This window comes from Thermodesulfobacterium geofontis OPF15 (assembly GCF_000215975.1).
GTDB classification, from domain to species: domain Bacteria; phylum Desulfobacterota; class Thermodesulfobacteria; order Thermodesulfobacteriales; family Thermodesulfobacteriaceae; genus Thermodesulfobacterium; species Thermodesulfobacterium geofontis.
On record NC_015682.1, the window covers coordinates 1357746 to 1374711 of the forward strand.

General features: G+C 28.4%; 19 protein-coding genes. 16 read left to right on the top strand and 3 right to left on the bottom strand.

Going from position 1 to position 16966, the window contains the following annotated elements:
* Positions 1-31: 31 nt before the first annotated feature.
* The 15 genes from rplU (at position 32) to TOPB45_RS07075 (ending at position 13594) form a co-directional block, all read left to right on the top strand.
* Entirely contained in the window at positions 32-343 is a 312-nt protein-coding gene (gene rplU, locus TOPB45_RS07010) for a 50S ribosomal protein L21 (RefSeq protein WP_013910137.1), read from the top strand.
* 16 nt (positions 344-359) lie between these two features.
* Complete coding sequence (gene rpmA / locus TOPB45_RS07015) at positions 360-611, top strand: 50S ribosomal protein L27 (RefSeq protein WP_013910138.1); 252 nt, start codon at positions 360-362, stop codon at positions 609-611.
* A gap of 51 nt (positions 612-662) precedes the next feature.
* Positions 663-1271, top strand: coding sequence for a glycerol-3-phosphate 1-O-acyltransferase PlsY (gene plsY, locus TOPB45_RS07020; RefSeq protein ID WP_013910139.1), 609 nt, complete (start codon positions 663-665; stop codon positions 1269-1271).
* Positions 1268-2701, top strand: a complete 1434-nt coding sequence (locus tag TOPB45_RS07025; RefSeq protein WP_013910140.1) for a DUF342 domain-containing protein — start codon at positions 1268-1270, stop codon at positions 2699-2701. The genes plsY and TOPB45_RS07025 overlap by 4 nt, the downstream gene beginning before the upstream one ends.
* Before the next feature lie 5 nt (positions 2702-2706).
* A complete protein-coding gene (locus TOPB45_RS07030; RefSeq protein ID WP_013910141.1) occupies positions 2707-3468 on the top strand; it encodes a hypothetical protein in 762 nt (253 codons plus the stop codon).
* A 2-nt stretch (positions 3469-3470) separates the two neighbouring features.
* Positions 3471-4832 carry a tRNA lysidine(34) synthetase TilS gene (gene tilS / locus TOPB45_RS07035; RefSeq protein ID WP_013910142.1) on the top strand — a complete coding sequence of 454 codons (1362 nt, stop codon included), beginning with the start codon at positions 3471-3473 and terminating at the stop codon, positions 4830-4832.
* Positions 4833-4906: 74 nt separating this feature from the next.
* Positions 4907-6706, top strand: a complete 1800-nt coding sequence (gene ftsH / locus TOPB45_RS07040) for an ATP-dependent zinc metalloprotease FtsH (RefSeq protein WP_013910143.1) — start codon at positions 4907-4909, stop codon at positions 6704-6706.
* A gap of 6 nt (positions 6707-6712) precedes the next feature.
* Positions 6713-7555, top strand: a complete 843-nt coding sequence (gene folP, locus TOPB45_RS07045; protein ID WP_013910144.1) for a dihydropteroate synthase — start codon at positions 6713-6715, stop codon at positions 7553-7555.
* Between the two features lie 10 nt (positions 7556-7565).
* A complete protein-coding gene (gene cdaA / locus TOPB45_RS07050) occupies positions 7566-8387 on the top strand; it encodes a diadenylate cyclase CdaA (protein WP_013910145.1) in 822 nt (273 codons plus the stop codon).
* Positions 8365-8985 (top strand): CdaR family protein, encoded by a 621-nt coding sequence (locus TOPB45_RS07055; RefSeq protein WP_013910146.1) that lies wholly within the window; start codon positions 8365-8367, stop codon positions 8983-8985. Before cdaA ends, TOPB45_RS07055 begins: the two co-directional genes overlap by 23 nt.
* A gap of 12 nt (positions 8986-8997) precedes the next feature.
* Complete coding sequence (gene glmM / locus TOPB45_RS07060; protein ID WP_013910147.1) at positions 8998-10356, top strand: phosphoglucosamine mutase; 1359 nt, start codon at positions 8998-9000, stop codon at positions 10354-10356.
* Positions 10353-10487: a hypothetical protein gene (locus tag TOPB45_RS09175; RefSeq protein ID WP_013910148.1), complete on the top strand. Its 135-nt coding sequence runs from the start codon at positions 10353-10355 to the stop codon at positions 10485-10487. The genes glmM and TOPB45_RS09175 overlap by 4 nt, the downstream gene beginning before the upstream one ends.
* Positions 10484-11356: a 4Fe-4S binding protein gene (locus TOPB45_RS07065; RefSeq protein WP_013910149.1), complete on the top strand. Its 873-nt coding sequence runs from the start codon at positions 10484-10486 to the stop codon at positions 11354-11356. The genes TOPB45_RS09175 and TOPB45_RS07065 overlap by 4 nt, the downstream gene beginning before the upstream one ends.
* On the top strand, positions 11331-12503 hold the full coding sequence (locus TOPB45_RS07070; RefSeq protein WP_013910150.1) for a class I SAM-dependent rRNA methyltransferase: 1173 nt from the start codon (positions 11331-11333) through the stop codon (positions 12501-12503). Before TOPB45_RS07065 ends, TOPB45_RS07070 begins: the two co-directional genes overlap by 26 nt.
* On the top strand, positions 12500-13594 hold the full coding sequence (locus tag TOPB45_RS07075; RefSeq protein WP_013910151.1) for a radical SAM protein: 1095 nt from the start codon (positions 12500-12502) through the stop codon (positions 13592-13594). The genes TOPB45_RS07070 and TOPB45_RS07075 overlap by 4 nt, the downstream gene beginning before the upstream one ends.
* Here TOPB45_RS07075 and TOPB45_RS07080 read toward each other — a convergent pair.
* Genes TOPB45_RS07080 through sfsA form a run of 3 tightly spaced genes read right to left on the bottom strand, consistent with a single transcriptional unit; the run spans position 13591 to position 16308 of the window.
* Entirely contained in the window at positions 13591-14487 is an 897-nt protein-coding gene (locus TOPB45_RS07080; protein WP_013910152.1) for a J domain-containing protein, read from the bottom strand. The genes TOPB45_RS07075 and TOPB45_RS07080 overlap by 4 nt on opposite strands.
* A complete protein-coding gene (locus TOPB45_RS07085) occupies positions 14484-15170 on the bottom strand; it encodes a phosphorylase family protein (RefSeq protein WP_013910153.1) in 687 nt (228 codons plus the stop codon). Before TOPB45_RS07085 ends, TOPB45_RS07080 begins: the two co-directional genes overlap by 4 nt.
* Positions 15151-16308 carry a DNA/RNA nuclease SfsA gene (gene sfsA / locus TOPB45_RS07090; protein ID WP_013910154.1) on the bottom strand — a complete coding sequence of 386 codons (1158 nt, stop codon included), beginning with the start codon at positions 16306-16308 and terminating at the stop codon, positions 15151-15153. Before sfsA ends, TOPB45_RS07085 begins: the two co-directional genes overlap by 20 nt.
* A 60-nt stretch (positions 16309-16368) precedes the next feature.
* On the opposite strand from sfsA, the gene TOPB45_RS07095 reads away from it, so the two are divergent.
* Positions 16369-16926, top strand: coding sequence for an RNA methyltransferase (locus tag TOPB45_RS07095; RefSeq protein ID WP_013910155.1), 558 nt, complete (start codon positions 16369-16371; stop codon positions 16924-16926).
* The last annotated feature ends 40 nt before the right edge of the window (positions 16927-16966 follow it).

Sequence of the window (16966 nt, forward strand, 5' to 3'; positions counted from 1 at the left end):
TTAAGAATAAATTAAAAGGGGGGGTATTTTAGTGCTTGCAGTAATAAAAACAGGAGGAAAACAATATATTATAAAACCTGGAGATCTTTTAAAAGTTGAAAAAATTGAAGGTGAAGTAGGAGATATTGTGGAAATTAACGAAGTTTTATTAGTAAAAACTGATAAAGAAATTAAAATTGGAACTCCTTTAGTTGAAAATGCAAAAGTTAGAGCTTCTATTGTTGAACAGGGTAAAGCTCCTAAGGTTATTGTTTTTAAGAAAAAACCTAAAAAAGGTTATAAAAGAAAAAAAGGACATAGACAGCTTTATACTACTATAGAGATTAAGGAAATTATAGTGTAAAAGGAGGAAAAAATAAATGGCTCATAAAAAATCAGGCGGTGCTTCAAGAAATGGAAGAGATTCTATTTCTAAGCGTTTAGGAGTTAAAAGATTTGGTGGACAATATGTTAAACCTGGAGAAATTATTATAAGACAGAGGGGAACAAAATTTCATCCAGGGTTTAATGTAGGGTTAGGTAAAGATTATACTATTTTTTCAAAAATTGAGGGTATAGTTAAATTTGAAACCAGAAACGGAAAAAAAGTAGTTAGTGTATATCCACTTTAGTTTTTTTAAATTTTTCTTGTTTTTTTCTCATTTTTTATTAAAATATTTTATGTGTCTAATTTAATTTTCTTATTTTTTTTAAGCTATCTTTTAGGTTCTATTCCCTTTGCCCTTATTGTTTCTCTACCTCAAGGAGTGGATCCAAGAAAAGAAGGAAGTAAAAATCCAGGCGCTACTAATGTAGCAAGACTTTTAGGAAAAAAATGGGGGATTATCACTTTTTTAGGTGATTCTTTAAAGGGAGTTTTTGCTCTCTTTATTGCTTACCTATTTTTAGAAAAAATCCCCTATCCTAAAGAATTAGTTTTAGCAGGAACAGCTTTTTTTGCAGTATTAGGACATCTCTTCTCCATTTTTCTTAAATTTAAAGGAGGAAAAGGTGTAGCAACTACTATTGGGGTATTTTTAGTGCTTGCTCCAAAGGCAATGCTTATTTCTTTAATAATTTTTTTTATAGCTGTTTTTATATCTAATTATGTTTCTGTAGGCTCTCTTTTAGCTACAGCTTTACTTCCTTTAAATATTTTTCTTATGAATTATCCTTCCGAATATATTATATGTAGCTTTTTTTTAGCTATTTTAATATGGATAAAACATAAAGACAATATTAAAAGGCTCTTAAAAGGTGAGGAAAAGACCTGGAGAAAAATTAAAAAATGATAGATAGAGTACAAGCTAAACAAGAAGGAATATTTATTGATGAATTTTTAATTAAAGTTTCTCCTGATGATATGTTTCTTTATTTAGAAGTAGATCCTAAAAATCCTGTAATAATAAATTCTTTAAGAGAAAAATGGGAAAAAATAAGTGCTCAATTGAAAGAAAATAAAATTATAGGAGTTTTAGAGGATCCTGATTTTGTTGATAATATGTTAATTGTTGCAAAAGGAATAGCTCCAAAAAATCCTATTCCAGAGCGAATAGAACTTTTTGAAAAATTTTTACCACTTTTAAAAGAAGATAAAGAATTAGAAGAAAGATGCAAAGAAATTTCTGAAGAGGGGGCAGAAGATTTAAGAGATCTTTGTCAAAAGATAATATGTGTTAAAAGCGAAGAAGCTATAGGAAGATGGTATCCCTCAATACCAGGAACACCTGGAGTTAATATATGGGGAGACCCCATTGAACCTCCTCCACTTTCTGAAAAACCTCCTTTTACATTAGGAAAAAATTTATATATAGATGAAAAGGATAACCTGATTAAGGCAAAGGAAAGCGGAGTAGTTGTAATTGAAAAAGGTGTAATTGAAATATATCCCGAATACACCCTCAAAGGAGATGTAAATTTTTCAACAGGAAATATATACTTTTCAGGTAAGAAACTTACTATACAAGGAGATATAAAATTTGGATTCAAAGTAATATGTGAAGGAGAACTTGAATTACAAGGCAGTACAGAAAATAAAGTTTACATAGATGTTAAAGGCTCTTTTACTTGTCAAGGAATTATAAGAGGAGAAGAGACCCAAGTAAAAGTAAAAGGTAGTGCTCAAATAAAGGCTGTTGAATTTGCAATAATAGAAATAGAAGGCAATCTTACTATTACTAATTATCTCATATTCTCAAAATGTACTGTTTACGGAAACATTATCGCTACTTCAGGAAAGGGAATTATTTATGGAGGAGAAATAAAATGTAGCGGAAATATTGAAGCTAAAATTTTAGGTAACGAATCCCATACCCCTACTAAGATATTTGCAGGATATAATCCTGAAATTATAGAGCCTTATAAAAAAGCTTTAAAAGAAGAGATGAAAATAAAAGAAGTTTTAGAAAGGCTTGAACAAGGTATTAAATTAGGTAAAAAATTAAAAAAATATGGAAAATTAAGCGAACAAAAAGAAAAAATTTTATTAAAATTAGAGGAAGAAGCTGAAAAATGTTATAATGCTTTAGAAAAATTAAAAGACGAAATAAGCAATCTAAAAAAATTAATTGCTGAATATAAATCAAGAACTATTAAGATTCTTGATAAAGTTTATGCTGGTGTTACCCTTGGTATTACAGACATTACTTATACTTTAAATGAGGATAAATCAGGTCCTCTTACATTTTATTTAGAAGCTGATAAACCGAGCTTTAAAGATTAAGCCTCATGGAAAATAATTGGGAAAATTTTTTTGAAAATTTATCTTCAGAGATAAAAAGAGAAATTGTAGAGAATTATTTTTCAGAAAAATTATATTTAGAAGAGGAATGGAAGACATATGAAAGCCTTTTAGAAAATCTTAAAAAAATCCAAAAAAGAATTTTCAATAATGCTTGGAGAATATATTTTATACTTGATAAAGATGAAAACTTAATAAAAGAGTTTGAAACCCTAACCTCTTTTCCTCTTAAATTGAGTTGCGAAAAAAGTTTAGAATTATACGAAAATACTTATAAAATACCTGAAAAAGAGTTAAAGAAAAAACTTTTTAGTAATATATTTTCTCCTTTTGGATTTACTTCTAAAGGAAAATTTGTAAAACTTTTTTATAATATATATAAACGCCTTTATAAGATTCTGAATAATTTTCTAAAGGAATATCAAAAAGTTGAAAAAACTTATAATATTTTAAAAGATGAAACCGAAAAATTTCACAAATCCTTTGATCTTTCCTATATTTTAGGTTTTTTTGAAAGACTTGAAATTTCAGAAGCAGAAATAGGAGGCATTGAAAATAAAGAAAAGATTGTTGAAGATCTTATAGAAAAACTTAGGATACCGATCCCTGAACCATTAAATTTATATTTTTTAAATTATTCTCCTCTTCCTACCCCTTCTCAGGTTTCTTCTAAGCTTTCTCAACTTGCAAAAATTTCTTTTGAAAAAAATCCAGAAAATGCAAAAGAAATTCTAAGTTTTCTTGCTTAAAAATGTTTATCCAAACAATTAAAAGATTTATTGAGAAGTTTCAATTATTCCAAAAAGGTGATAGGGTTCTTCTTGGGGTTTCAGGAGGTCTTGATTCAGTTGTACTTTTAGAAACCTTATATCTTTTAAAAAAAGAATATAATCTAAGTCTTTTCGTATCCCATTATGATCATAAGATTCGTAGAGATTCTTATAAAGATGCGCTTTTTGTCTACCAACTTTGTAAGGAAAGGAAAATTCCCTTTTTTTATACTGCTTCTTCAGTTCCAGCTTATGCTAAAAGAGAAGGCTTAAGCTTAGAAATGGCAGGAAGAGAATTAAGATATAATCTTTGGTATTATTTAGCTAAAAAATATGACTTTCAAAAAATAGCCCTTGCCCATCATTTAGATGACCTTGCAGAAGAAATTTTTATGAAACTTATTAAAGGTACCGGAAAAAGAGGACTTGCCGGTATCCCAGTTAAGAGAGAAGATTTAATTGTAAGACCCCTTTTATTTGTAACCAAAGAAGAAATTAAGAAATTTGCTTTAGAAAGAGGTCTAACCTGGAGGGAAGATGAAACAAATAAAGATTTGAGATTTTTGAGAAATAAAATAAGACACATTTTAATTCCTTTTTTAGAAAATAATTTTAATAAAAAAATCAAAGAAAATATAAGGAAAACCGCCTTTCTAATAGCTGAGGAAGAAGAACTTATTGAAGAACTTGCTAAAAGCAAATTTGAAGAAATAAAATTTTACTTGGAAGGGGAAGTAGCTTTAAAACTTCATGAATTAAAACAAATTCATCCTGTTTTAAGAAAAAGAATATATTTTCTTGCTTTTAAAGAGGCAAAAATCCCTTTATTTAGAATAACTTATCCCCATCTTGAAAATTTAGAAAATTTAATAACTAAAAAAACTAAAGGACCCATATATTTGCCAGGAAATTTTTTAGCTTATAGAGGACCTGGTTATATAATTTTTACTAAAAAACTTTTTTCTTTTCCCTATTTTGAAATTGTCGTCTCAAAAGAAGGTGAATATCTTTTACCTAATAACAGAATACTTAAGGTTTTTAGAGCCCCCTTTACCAAAGATTTTATAAAACCAGAAAATAGCATGTCTTTTCCTGCTGAAAGACTTACTTTTCCTTTTATTGTAAGGAGAAAAAAACCAGGAGATAAAATATACATTCCTTCTCTCGGGCATAAAAAACTAAAAAAATTTTTCTTAGAAAAAAAAATTCCCCATTATTTAAGAGAAGATATATTACTTATAGAAAGAGAAAAAGAAATTGTAGGGGTGTGGAACCTATATATTCATCCTGAATACGAAATAACTGACAAAACAAAAGAGCTTATAATTTTACAAATTAAATAAATAAATTTTTCTTTTGTTGATTTTACAAAAACTTGTAATAAATTTATTTTAAAGATTTATTTGAAGGAGGTTTAATGAAAAATTTCGGGAAAACTCTTGCTATTTGGATAGTTATAAGTATTTTAGTTTTAGTTTTTTATAACTTCTTTTTTTCAGAAAAAGGGTTTTATTCTACCCTTAATACCAATAATGTAAGTTACTCTGAATTTTTAGAAAAAGTAAATAATAACCAAATTAAAGAAGTAACTATAGAAGGTAAAAAAATTATAGGAAAACTCTCTTCAGGTGACCAAATAATAACTTATGCCCCTGATGATACTGAATTAATACCTCTTTTAAAGCAAAAAAACATAAAAATTGTTGCCAAACCTGAAAATCAAAATAGCTGGCTTACTTCATTTCTTATTTCTTGGCTTCCCTTTTTAATATTAATTGTACTTTGGATTGTTTTTTTAAAACAATTACAACCTTCAAATAAACCTTTTTCTTTCATAAAAAGTAGAGCTAAATTAATTAAGGAAGGAAATACAAAAGTTACTTTCAATGATGTAGCAGGGATAGAAGAAGTTAAAGAAGAACTTCAAGATATAGTTGAATTTCTCAAAAATCCTCAAAAATTTACTAAGTTGGGGGCTCGTATACCGAAAGGAATTTTACTGGTAGGACCTCCTGGTACAGGAAAAACTCTTCTTGCTAAAGCTATTGCTGGAGAAGCAGGGGTGCCCTTTTTCAGTATAAGTGGTTCTGATTTCGTTGAGATGTTTGTAGGAGTAGGTGCTGCAAGGGTAAGAGATCTTTTTTCTCAAGCAAAGGCACATGCTCCTTGTATTATTTTTATTGATGAAATCGATGCAGTAGGAAGACAAAGAGGAGCTGGCCTTGGTGGAGGACACGATGAAAGAGAACAAACTTTAAATCAATTGCTGGTTGAGATGGATGGTTTTGACACAGGGGAAGGTATTGTTGTCTTAGCTGCTACAAATAGGCCAGATATTTTAGATCCAGCACTTTTAAGACCTGGAAGATTTGATAGACAAGTATATGTACCTCCTCCAGATGTTAATGGAAGAGAAGCCATTTTAAGACTTTATGCTAAAAAGTTCAAAGTAGATGAATCTATTGATTTTAAAGCTATAGCAAAAGGTACACCTGGTTTTACTGGAGCTGATTTAGAAAATATGCTTAATGAAGCTGCTTTAATTGCTGCTAAAAAGGGTAAAGAGAAAATAGAAATTGAAGATTTAGAAGAAGCAAAAGATAAAATTCTTATTGGAAAAGAAAGAAAAGGGATTGTTTTGAATGAAGAAGAAAGGAAAATTATAGCCTACCACGAAGCAGGGCATGCTTTAGTGGCTTATTATCTTCCCGATCCTGATCCTGTTCATAAAATAAGTATAATCCCAAGAGGACAAGCATTAGGAGTTACTCAGCAATTACCTTTAGATGATAGACACATTTATACAGAAGATTATTTGCTAAAGAAAATTACAGTTCTTCTTGGGGGAAGAGTGAGTGAAGAATTAGTTTTCAATAAAGTAAGTAGCGGTGCACAAGACGATTTAAAAAGGGCTACCCAAATTGCAAGAAAAATGGTATGTAATTGGGGAATGAGTAAAAAATTAGGTCCTGTAACCTTTGGAAGAAGTGAAGAACATATTTTTTTAGGTAGAGAAATGTTCCAAATTAAAGATTTTTCAGAAGAAACCGCTCGTATAATAGATGAAGAAGTAAAAAATATTATATTAAGTTGTTATGAAAAGGCTAAAACTATATTAAATCAATATTTACATAAACTTCATAAAATTGCTCAAACTTTGTTAGAGGAAGAAACTATAGATGCAGATAGATTTAAATTAATTCTTGAAGGACATTAAACTTTTATGTTTCCACCTTTAGCCTTAGGTTCTAAAATTTTAGACTGGAAAAATTCTCCCTATTTTGTAGGGATATTAAATGTTACCCCTGATTCTTTTTCAGACGGGGGAAAATACTTAAATATGGAATCTGCCTTAAAAAGAGTAAAAGAACTTTTAGAAGAAGGAGCTGAAATTATTGATGTAGGAGGTGAATCAACTCGCCCTTTTTCTGATCCAGTTCCCGAGGAAGAGGAATTAAAAAGAGTGATACCTGTAATTAAAGCTATTAAAAGTGAGTTTCCAGAAGCCATTATCTCTATAGATACTTATAAAAGTAAAGTAGCTGAAGAAGCTTTAAAAGCTGGAGCAAATATAGTTAATGATATAAGTGCTTTGCGTTTTGATCCAAAAATGATTGAAGTAGTAAGAGATTTTGGTTGTCCTATTATAATTATGCATATGCAAGGTAATCCAAAAACTATGCAAATTAATCCTACTTATAAGGATGTAGTTAAAGAAATTAAAGAATTTTTAAAAAAAAGAATTGAATTTTTAGTAAAAAAGGGAATTCCCTTTGAAAATATAATAATTGATCCTGGTATAGGATTTGGGAAAACTTTCAGCCATAATTTACAAATTCTTAAAAATCTTGATTCTTTTAAAGAGCTTAATCGCCCTCTTATGATAGGACATTCAAGAAAAAGTTTTATCGGAGAAATCATAAACAAACCCCCTTCTCTTAGAGATGGAGGAACTGTGGGGGTTTCTCTTTTTGCTTATTTGAAAGGGGTACAATTTTTAAGGGTTCATAAGGTAGATATTAATAAAGATGCACTTTCTACTTTCAAATTTCTAATAGAAAATTAAGGAGCTTACTTTGAATCTTTACTTTGAAAAATTATGGGAAGTTTCTAAAACCTTAACTATTAAAGATATTTTAGATATAGCTATTGTAACTTTTATTATATACAGAATCCTTCTTTTAATTCAGGGAAGTAGAGCTTTACAGATGGCTGCAGGATTAATTATAATAGTTTTATTATATCTTATATCAGATGTTTTTCAGCTTTTAACTTTAAATTGGATTTTGAACACCTTTATGTCTTCTATTTTTATTCTTATTATTATTGTATTTCAGGATGATATAAGAAAAGCTCTTGCTCAAATTGGAAAACCCACTTTTTTAAAAATTCAAACTGAATTTTCTTACGAAATAGAAGAAATTGTAAAAGCTGTCACGACTTTAGCAGAAAAAAGAATAGGTGCACTTATTGTTATAGAAAGAGAAATCAGTCTCAAAGATTTTTTAGAGAATGCAACCATAATTGATTCTAAAGTAACTAAGGAACTTTTAATCAGTATTTTTAATCCCAAAAGTCCTTTACATGATGGAGCAGTTGTAATTAGTAAAGGAAAAATTCTTGCTGCTGGAGTTATTTTGCCTCTTTCTACCAATCCAGATATAGCAAAAGATTTGGGAACAAGACATAGAGCAGCCATAGGAATTACTGAAATTACAGATGCAATATCCATAGTAGTTTCAGAAGAAACAGGTTATATTTCCTTAGCAGTTAGTGGTAAAATAATAAGGGATATCACTCCTGCTACTTTAAGAAAAATGCTTTCTCAACTTTTAGGATTTGAATCTAAAGCTCCTTGGTGGGTAAGAATAGGTTATGAAATTCAAAAGGGAACATAAATTAAAAATCATCTCCTTTTTTTTAGCTATTATCCTTTGGTATTTTGTTGTTTTGGGGAAACCTATAGAAAAGGAACTTGAAATTCCTATAATTAGAAAAAATTTTAACCCCAATTATTTAGTAGAACTAAATCCTTCTGAGGTTGTTTTAAAAGTTGAAGCTACAAGAAGAATCCTAAGAAATTTTCCTTCTAACAATTTGAAATTAGAAATAGACCTATCAAAATATCCCCCAGGAGTTCACCAAATAAGAGTACCTATAGAAAAATTAAACCTACCTTCAGATTTAAAAATAAAGGAGCTTAAACCTGATTCAATAACTTTGATAATAAAAAGATTAGATGTTAAAAAAGTTCCTGTAAAACCTATTTATGAAACTGAAGAAAATTTTCCTAAAAGATTTAAACTTATAATTAAACCCTCATATGTAGTTATAAAAGCTCCCATAGAAGTTTTAGTTAATACCTATTATATAACTACTCAGCCCTTAGATATTTTAAAACTAAAAATAAAAAAAGAGGTAGAAGCTGAACTAGCTATTCCTCCTGGTGTAATATCTGTGTATCCTGAAAAAGTGAAAGTCATTTATCATGAATGAGGGGGTATTTCTATGAAAAAGAAATTGTTTGGAACTGACGGAATAAGAGGTGAAGCGAATGTATTCCCTATGCTTCCTGAAATAGCTTTACAAGTAGGAAGAGCTATAGGATATTTGTTTAAAAATCATAATGTCCATTTTAGCAAAGTTCTTATTGGAAAAGATACTCGTCTTTCTGGATATATATTTGAATCTTCTTTAGTTGCTGGTCTTTGTTCTATGGGAGTGTCAACCTTTTTAGTGGGACCTTTACCAACTCCTGCTATAGCTTTTTTAACTAAAGATATGCGAGCTGATGCAGGAGTAATGATTTCAGCCTCTCATAACCCTTATTATGATAATGGAATAAAAATTTTCGATAAAAATGGATATAAACTTCCAGATGAATTAGAAGAAAAAATAGAAAATCTTATCTTTGATGAAACCTTTTCTACAAAAAGATGTTTAAAAAATGAACTTGGTAAGGCTTATAGAATTAAAGATGCTCCTGGAAGGTATGCAGTACATTTAAAGTCAGTAGTTCCTCCTCATTTAAATTTTGAAGGATTAAAAATTGTTATAGATTGTGCAAATGGAGCTGCTTATCAAATAGGACCTCAGGTTTTAGAAGAACTCGGAGCTGAGGTTATTCCTATAGGATGTAGTCCTAACGGAATAAACATAAATGATAATTGTGGAGCTTTGTATCCGGAAAAAACAAAAGAATTAGTTATACAAAATAAAGCCCATCTCGGGATAGCACTTGATGGAGACGGAGATAGAATTGTAGTAATTGATGAAAAGGGAAATCTAATAGACGGAGACGATATATTAGCTCTTTTTGCTCTTGATTTCAAAAATAAAGGCATTCTTTTAAACAATGTTGTTGTTGGAACTATAATGAGTAATTTAGGATTAGAAAAATTTTTGGAAAAACAAGGCATATCTTTTGTTAGGACTTCTGTAGGAGATAGGTATGTGCTTATGAAAATGAAAGAATTGGGAAGTATATTGGGAGGAGAAACTTCGGGACATATAATTTTTCTTGATAAAGCAACTACTGGTGATGGACTTCTTACAGGAATAAGACTAATTTCTTTAATAAAAGAAAAAGAAAAACCTCTTTCAGAACTTATTCCCCTTTTTGAAAAATTTCCTCAGGTGATGATAAATGTAAAAGTTAAAGAAAAAAAACCAATAGAAGAAATAGAGGGGCTTGAAGAAAAAATAAAATTAGCAAAATCTAAATTAGAAAAAAATGGAAGAATTATAATTAGACCTTCTGGAACCGAGCCTAAATACAGAATAATGGTTGAAGGAGATAAAAAAGAATTAATAGAAGAAATAGCTAAAGAGCTTGCAAATTTTATAAGACAAAAACTTAATAAATGAAAAAAATTATTCTTTTTTTATGGATCCTTATGTTTATTAGCTTTTTCTTAGGTATAATGTTAGGGGGAAATAATTTTGTAAAAGAAAGAGCTGTAACTCTTTGTCTTTCCTGTATGGGATTAGAGGAATGAAAAGAAAATGGTTTCAGTTAGTTTCAACCTTTGTTCATAATGGTTATGTGGGCTTTTTAGCAAATTCTAATATTTATACCGGATTTCTTAAAAATTTATGCGGACCGGGACTAAATTGCCACTCTTGTCCTGCTAGTTTATTTGCTTGTCCTTTAGGAATTTTACAAAATTTTCTTATCTCTATAAGGATCCTTCCTTGGCAGGCTTTGATAGGTTCTTTTTTTTATATTCTTGGTTTTTTTTTATTTTTTGGGCTTTTCTTAGGAAGATTTATATGTGGTTGGCTCTGCCCTTTTGGATTTTTACAAGACCTTATATATAAAATACCTTTCTTTAAAAAACAAATTAAATTTCCTCTGCATATAGAAAATTATTTAAAATTTATATTTCTAATTTTTTTTGTAATCCTTTTACCTCTTTTTATAATAAATGAAATCGGTTATGGAATTTTATGGTTTTGCAAATATATATGTCCTGCAGGAACTATAGAAGCTGGATATTTTAATCTTTTTCTCCAACCTTCCTTATTTTTTCTTATAGGTTTTGTTTTTTATCTAAAAACTTTTATTTTAGTTATAGTTCTGATTTTATGTTTAATAAATTTTAGATTTTTCTGTAAAAATCTCTGCCCTTTAGGGCTTATATATGGATTGTTTAATAAAATAGGAATTTTAAGACTTTCTTTAATTAAAAATAATTGTAATTCTTGCAAGGTTTGTGAAAAAGTTTGTCCTGTAAATTTAAGTCTTCCTGAAGAGATTAACTCTATAGAATGTATAAGATGTTTAAATTGTCTTAAAATATGCCCTACTAAGGCTATTAAATTAGAAATATATAAGCCCTATGAAATATCCGATTGTCAAACTTAATAAAAGAGGTGTTAAAAAATATTTGGAAAATCATTTGTGGTTTTCTTCTCAAGAGATTTTTCAATTTGAAAAAATTAAAAATGAAATTCCGGCAGGCTCCTTAGTAAATATAACTTCAGAAGATAATTTCTTTCTTGGGTGTGGATATTTTAACCCAAAAAGTTATTATTCTTTAAAACTTCTTACTAAAGAAAATATAGTTATCGATGAAGAATTTTTCTTAAAAAGATTTTCTAAAGCCATGGAATTAAGAAAAATTTTTTATCCAAAAGAAAGTTGTTTTAGGCTTATTTTTTCTGAGGGGGATTTTTTACCTGGACTTATTATAGATATTTATGAAAATGTAGCTGTCGTTCAGATACAAACTCTGGGAATGGAAAAATTGAAGGATTTTATAATAACTGCTCTTAAAAAACTTTTTGATTTTAAAGCTATAGTTTTAAAAAACGATTCCTCTAAAAGATTAGAAGAGGGCCTTGAGCTTTATATAGAAATAGCTTATGGTAAAACAGAAGAAATAATTTTAGCTGAAATGGATGAAATAAAATTTTTGATACCCATTTTAAAAGGACAAAAATCTGGTTTCTTTTTAGATCAAAGAGAAAACAGAAGATTTATCAAAAATATAGCAAAAAATTGGATAGTTTTAGATGGATTCTCTTATATAGGAGCTTTTGCTTTCTATGCTTTAAAAGGTGGAGCTAAAAAAGCTTACCTTATTGACAGATCAGATTTTGCCTTAGGTTTAGCTGAAGAGGTAGCCAAAATTAATGGATATAAAGATAAAATAGTACCTATACAAGGTGATGTTTTACAAATTCTTAAAAACCCTCCACAATCAAACCTTCTTATCCTTGATCCTCCTGCTTTTATAAAAACCTTTAAAGATATAAAAGCAGGAGAAAAAAAATATGAAAATCTTTATTTTTTAGGAATCAAAGCTTTAGAAAAGGGGTTTTTATTTGCTTTTTCTTGTTCCTATTTTTTAAAGCTTGAAAAAATGAAAGGGATAATTAAAAATAGTTTAAAAAGACTAAATAAAGAGGGAACTATTATTTTTCAAGGGTTTCAAGCACCGGATCATCCAATTAATCCTTCTGTCGAGGAAACTTTTTATTTAAAAGGTTTAGGGATTTATGTACAATGATTTGCAAAGTATGTAAAGAAGAAAAACCCATTATTTCTAAGATTTTAGAAGTTTGTTTAGATTGTTTAAGAAACTTTCCAGAAAAAACAAAACCTTTTATAGAGAAAGCTCATCAAGAAAGTAGAAAACCCTTTAAGCTTCCTCCATTTCCTCCTTCTGCAGAAAAGGGTATAAAATGCAAAATTTGTGGAAATGAGTGTAAAATTCCTGAAAATCATTTTGGTTTTTGTGGATTAAGAAAAAATATAAAAGGAAGACTAATAGGACCAACTTATAAAAAGGCTAAAGTTTCTTGGTATCTTGATCCTTTACCTACTAATTGTGTAGCAGATTGGGTTTGTCCAGCAGGAACAGGCTGTGGATATCCTGAATTTGCTTATAAACCGGGAGCTGAATATGGTTACTATAATTTAGCTGTATTTTTTCATGCCTGTAGCCTTGATTGTCTCTTCTGCCAAAATTGGCATTTTAGAGATCTTACCTTAAGACCCGAAACTAAATCAATAGAAGATTTTTTAAATGCTTTAACACCAAAAGTTGCTTGTATTTGTTATTTTGGAGGAGATCCATCTCCGCAACTTCCCTTTGCTATTAAAGCCTCTGAAGAGGCTTTAAAAAATAAAAAGAATAAAATTCTTAGAATTTGTTGGGAAACCAATGGTCTAATGAACAAAAATATGCTTAAAAAGGTTATTGAACTTTCATTAATTTCTGGTGGTTGTATAAAATTTGATCTAAAAGCTTGGAATGAAAATCTACATATTGCTTTAACTGGGGTATCAAATAAAAAAATTCTTGAAAATTTTGCGTTTGTTTCTCAATACATAAAGATGAGACCAAAAGTGCCTTTATTAATTGCAAGCACTCTTCTTATCCCAGGGTATATAGATGAAAAAGAAATCAATGAACTTTCTAAATTTATAGCTAATTTAAATCCTGAAATTCCTTATAGATTACTTGCCTTCTACCCACATTTTTATATGAGAGATTTGCCTTTAACTTCTAAAGATTTAGCTTATCGATGTTATGAAATAGCTAAAAAAAATGGGCTAAAAAGAGTTTCTATAGGTAATATCCATCTTTTACATTAAAACTCATTAATTTCTCTACTAAAATTATTTAAAGCTTCAATCCTTTTTTCTAAATTAATAGTTTTGTTTTTAAGTATATCAAAAAACTCATCCTCTTTTAATTTTTCAAAATCTATCACTACTCCTTCTAAAAAGATCTTTTGAAAATCCTCGAAATCATAAAAAAATATATAAGAATTGGATTTGATCTCTATTTCTAAAAATACAAGACACTCTTTTATAAATGCCTCCTTAGAAATAAAATTTTTAAAACTTTGATTTTCATCTTTAAATTCCCTTTCTAACAACACCCACGGCTCTAAATATTCTCTTTTTATACAACCAATATATCTATAATTTATAAATTTTGTATAATATTCTTCATAAGCTTTTCTTTTTAAGACGAAATTTTTAGTTAAAATAAGATCCTTAAAAAACATTTGCTTTTTTGTATTTCTAAAACCTGAAAAATTCATATAAGTAACTATATCAAAAATTCTAAGTTTTAGTCCCCTACCTTCTTCAAAGGATTTTTCTAAGAATTCAAAACCGTTTTCCAAACATTGCCAAAGTTTTTCTTTTAAAAGTTCATTATAAAAATTTAGCTTTCTATTTTGTGCTCTCAGTTCTTCTAATTCCTTTTGTAAAGTTTTTCTGGAAAGTCTTTCTATATACTTTTTACGATAATTTCTGAAAGTTTCTGGATTCTTTTCTAAATTAAGATTTTCAAAAGCAAGATTAATTTCTAAAGCCTTTTTAGGATCTCCCCCTTTATCAGGATGATAGGTTAATTGAAAAACTTTATAAATAGCCTTTATCAATTTAAACAAAACTTCTTCATCAAGTTCTTTAACAATCTGAGGAGAGAGTCCGAAAATTTCAAAGGGATTTCTTTTTTTATTTCTAATATTCATATCTTATAATCCAAAAAATCTTTTAATAATTCAAAAACTTTTTGTCTTTTAATTTTAATTTCCTCTTCAGGTCTTTTCTTAAAAAATTTCCCAACTTCATCAATTATAAAATGTAAAACCATAACTTTTATTTGTAAAGATATACCAATGGAAAATAAAGCTGAAGTTTCCATATCAAGAGCTTCTATTTTTTTTCTCCACTTTTCTAAATAAACCTTTTTTCTTTCAAAAACAAATGGTGCATCAACAGAAATGATGCTTCCTTTTTTAAAATCTATACTTCTTTCTATCATTTCTTTTTCTATTCTTTCAAAAAGAGTTTTATCAGGATTAAAAACCCTTTTTTTAGGAAAATAAAAATTACTTGTTCCTTCCTTAGCATAAGCCTTAAGTGGTAAAAAAAGATCACCTCTATTTATTTTGACACTCAATTTTCCAGCCCATCCTATTCCGATAATCTCTTCTATTCCCAAAGATTTTAAAACTTCTAAAACTATGCTTAAAAATGGAGCTCCTATTACTGGACCTAAAATAAGAGATTTTTCATTATATTTAATCTGCAAATTTAAAAAACTTACATTTTTTCCCGTGAGAATTTTTTCTTTTGCGTGATTCCATTCAGGCAAGGTAAAAAATATAACACTTCTTTTTCCTGTTTTAATTTTAAGTTTTGGTAAAAACATGGCTAATTTTATTTATTCTATATTCAATAATTAGCTTTTGAAACTCTTCCTTTTCAAGTGGATTATAAGAAAAATAAAAAAGATGAGATTTGCATTTACAATCTGAAGCACCAAAATCAGGAATTATTTCTTGAGAAAGCAGAGAAAGTTCTTTAGCAATTTCACATTCCCTTTTTTCAAAATCCCTTATAGGAATAACTTTTAAATTTTCTCCTTTTTGAAGCAAATAATCTATATGCCATTTTAGTTTTTTATTTTTTCTAAGGTGGCGATTAATTCTTTTACTAAGACTATTCATAGCAGAGCCTACATAAACATAAAATCCTTTTTTAAAAACTTTCTCTCCTAAATTTCCAATTTTTAGCTTTTCTTTATTTTTTATTTTAAAGACCAAAAGGTATAATCCCTTATCTTCTATTTTTTCTAAAAAATCAAAGGGTATTTGAAGCTCCTTTATTTCTTTTACATAAGTAAAGGTATCATCCCATTTTAAAGCGATAGCCCTTATTTCTATTTTATCTTTTACTTCAACTAATGCTTTAGAAAATTGATAATCAATGTGATAGGCAGGTAAAAAATATTTTATTTCTGGATTCATAACCACAAAAAGAATACCTCCTCTGAGGTCTTTTCCTCTAAGTTCTGCTAATTTTAAAATGTGTTTTGTTCCTCTTTTAGTTTCTGCATCAGGAAACATGGCTATTTCTTTACCAAAAAGCGTACAAGTTTTAATTTCTAAAATCAATTTTTCAAAAGTTCGTTTATCCTCTAAAATAAGATCAAATCTTGAAGAATTAAATTTGGTTTCTTCTCTTAAAATTTTATAATTCTTCCAAAAATGAATTTTTTCTTCTTCAATAAGCTTTTTAATAATTTTATTAGTTAAATGAGTATGGAGAAGAATATAATTAGAATCTTTTTGACAAGCTAAAACAGTATAAGGAAGTTTAGAATTCTTTTTATTTTTAAAAACTAAAAGAGGTTTTCCGGGTAATAAAAGTTCCCAAAGTCTTCCAGGATTAGGAAGATAGGCTAATTTTTCTTTTTCTTTTAATTTTATTTTTACCACAAAACGATTGATCCTTTCTAAAAAATTAGCCTTTATCTTTTCAAAATTAAAGGGATAGTTAATTTCCATGTATTTATTTTACTACAAAATTAAATTATAATTATAGCAAAAACAAAGCTTTAAATCTTCATGAATTATAAAAAGCTTGAAGGAGAAGAAATTTTAAAAAAATGGAGAAAAAACCGTCCTCCTGAAAGATTCCCTATTGTTGCAATTCTTGATAATATAAGAAGTGCTTATAATGTTGGTTCCATGTTTCGTACTGCTGAATGTGCTTATATTTCAAAACTTATTCTATGTGGAATAACACCTTGTCCACCACATCCAAAAGTTGAAAAAACAGCTTTGGGAACTACAAATCTTGTTCCCTGGAATTATTTTCTTCATACTCTCGATGCTATAAAGAATCTTAAAAAAGAAGGTTTTAAAATTGCTATTCTTGAAATTACAGAAAAAAGCATACCTATACAACAATTGAAAAAAGAAGATTTTCCTTTAGCTTTAGTAATAGGAAATGAAGTTACTGGAGTTGATGAAGAAATATTTTATGAAGGAGATTTTATTTTGGAAATACCCCTTTATGGCGAAAAAGAATCTCTTAATGTTGCTGTAGCCTTTGGGGTAGCTATATTTTTACTTATTGAGAAACTTAAAGATATCCAAAGTTTTAACTCTTGTAATAAATGAAATTTAATTTATTATTTTATTTAAACTTAAATAAAAAAAT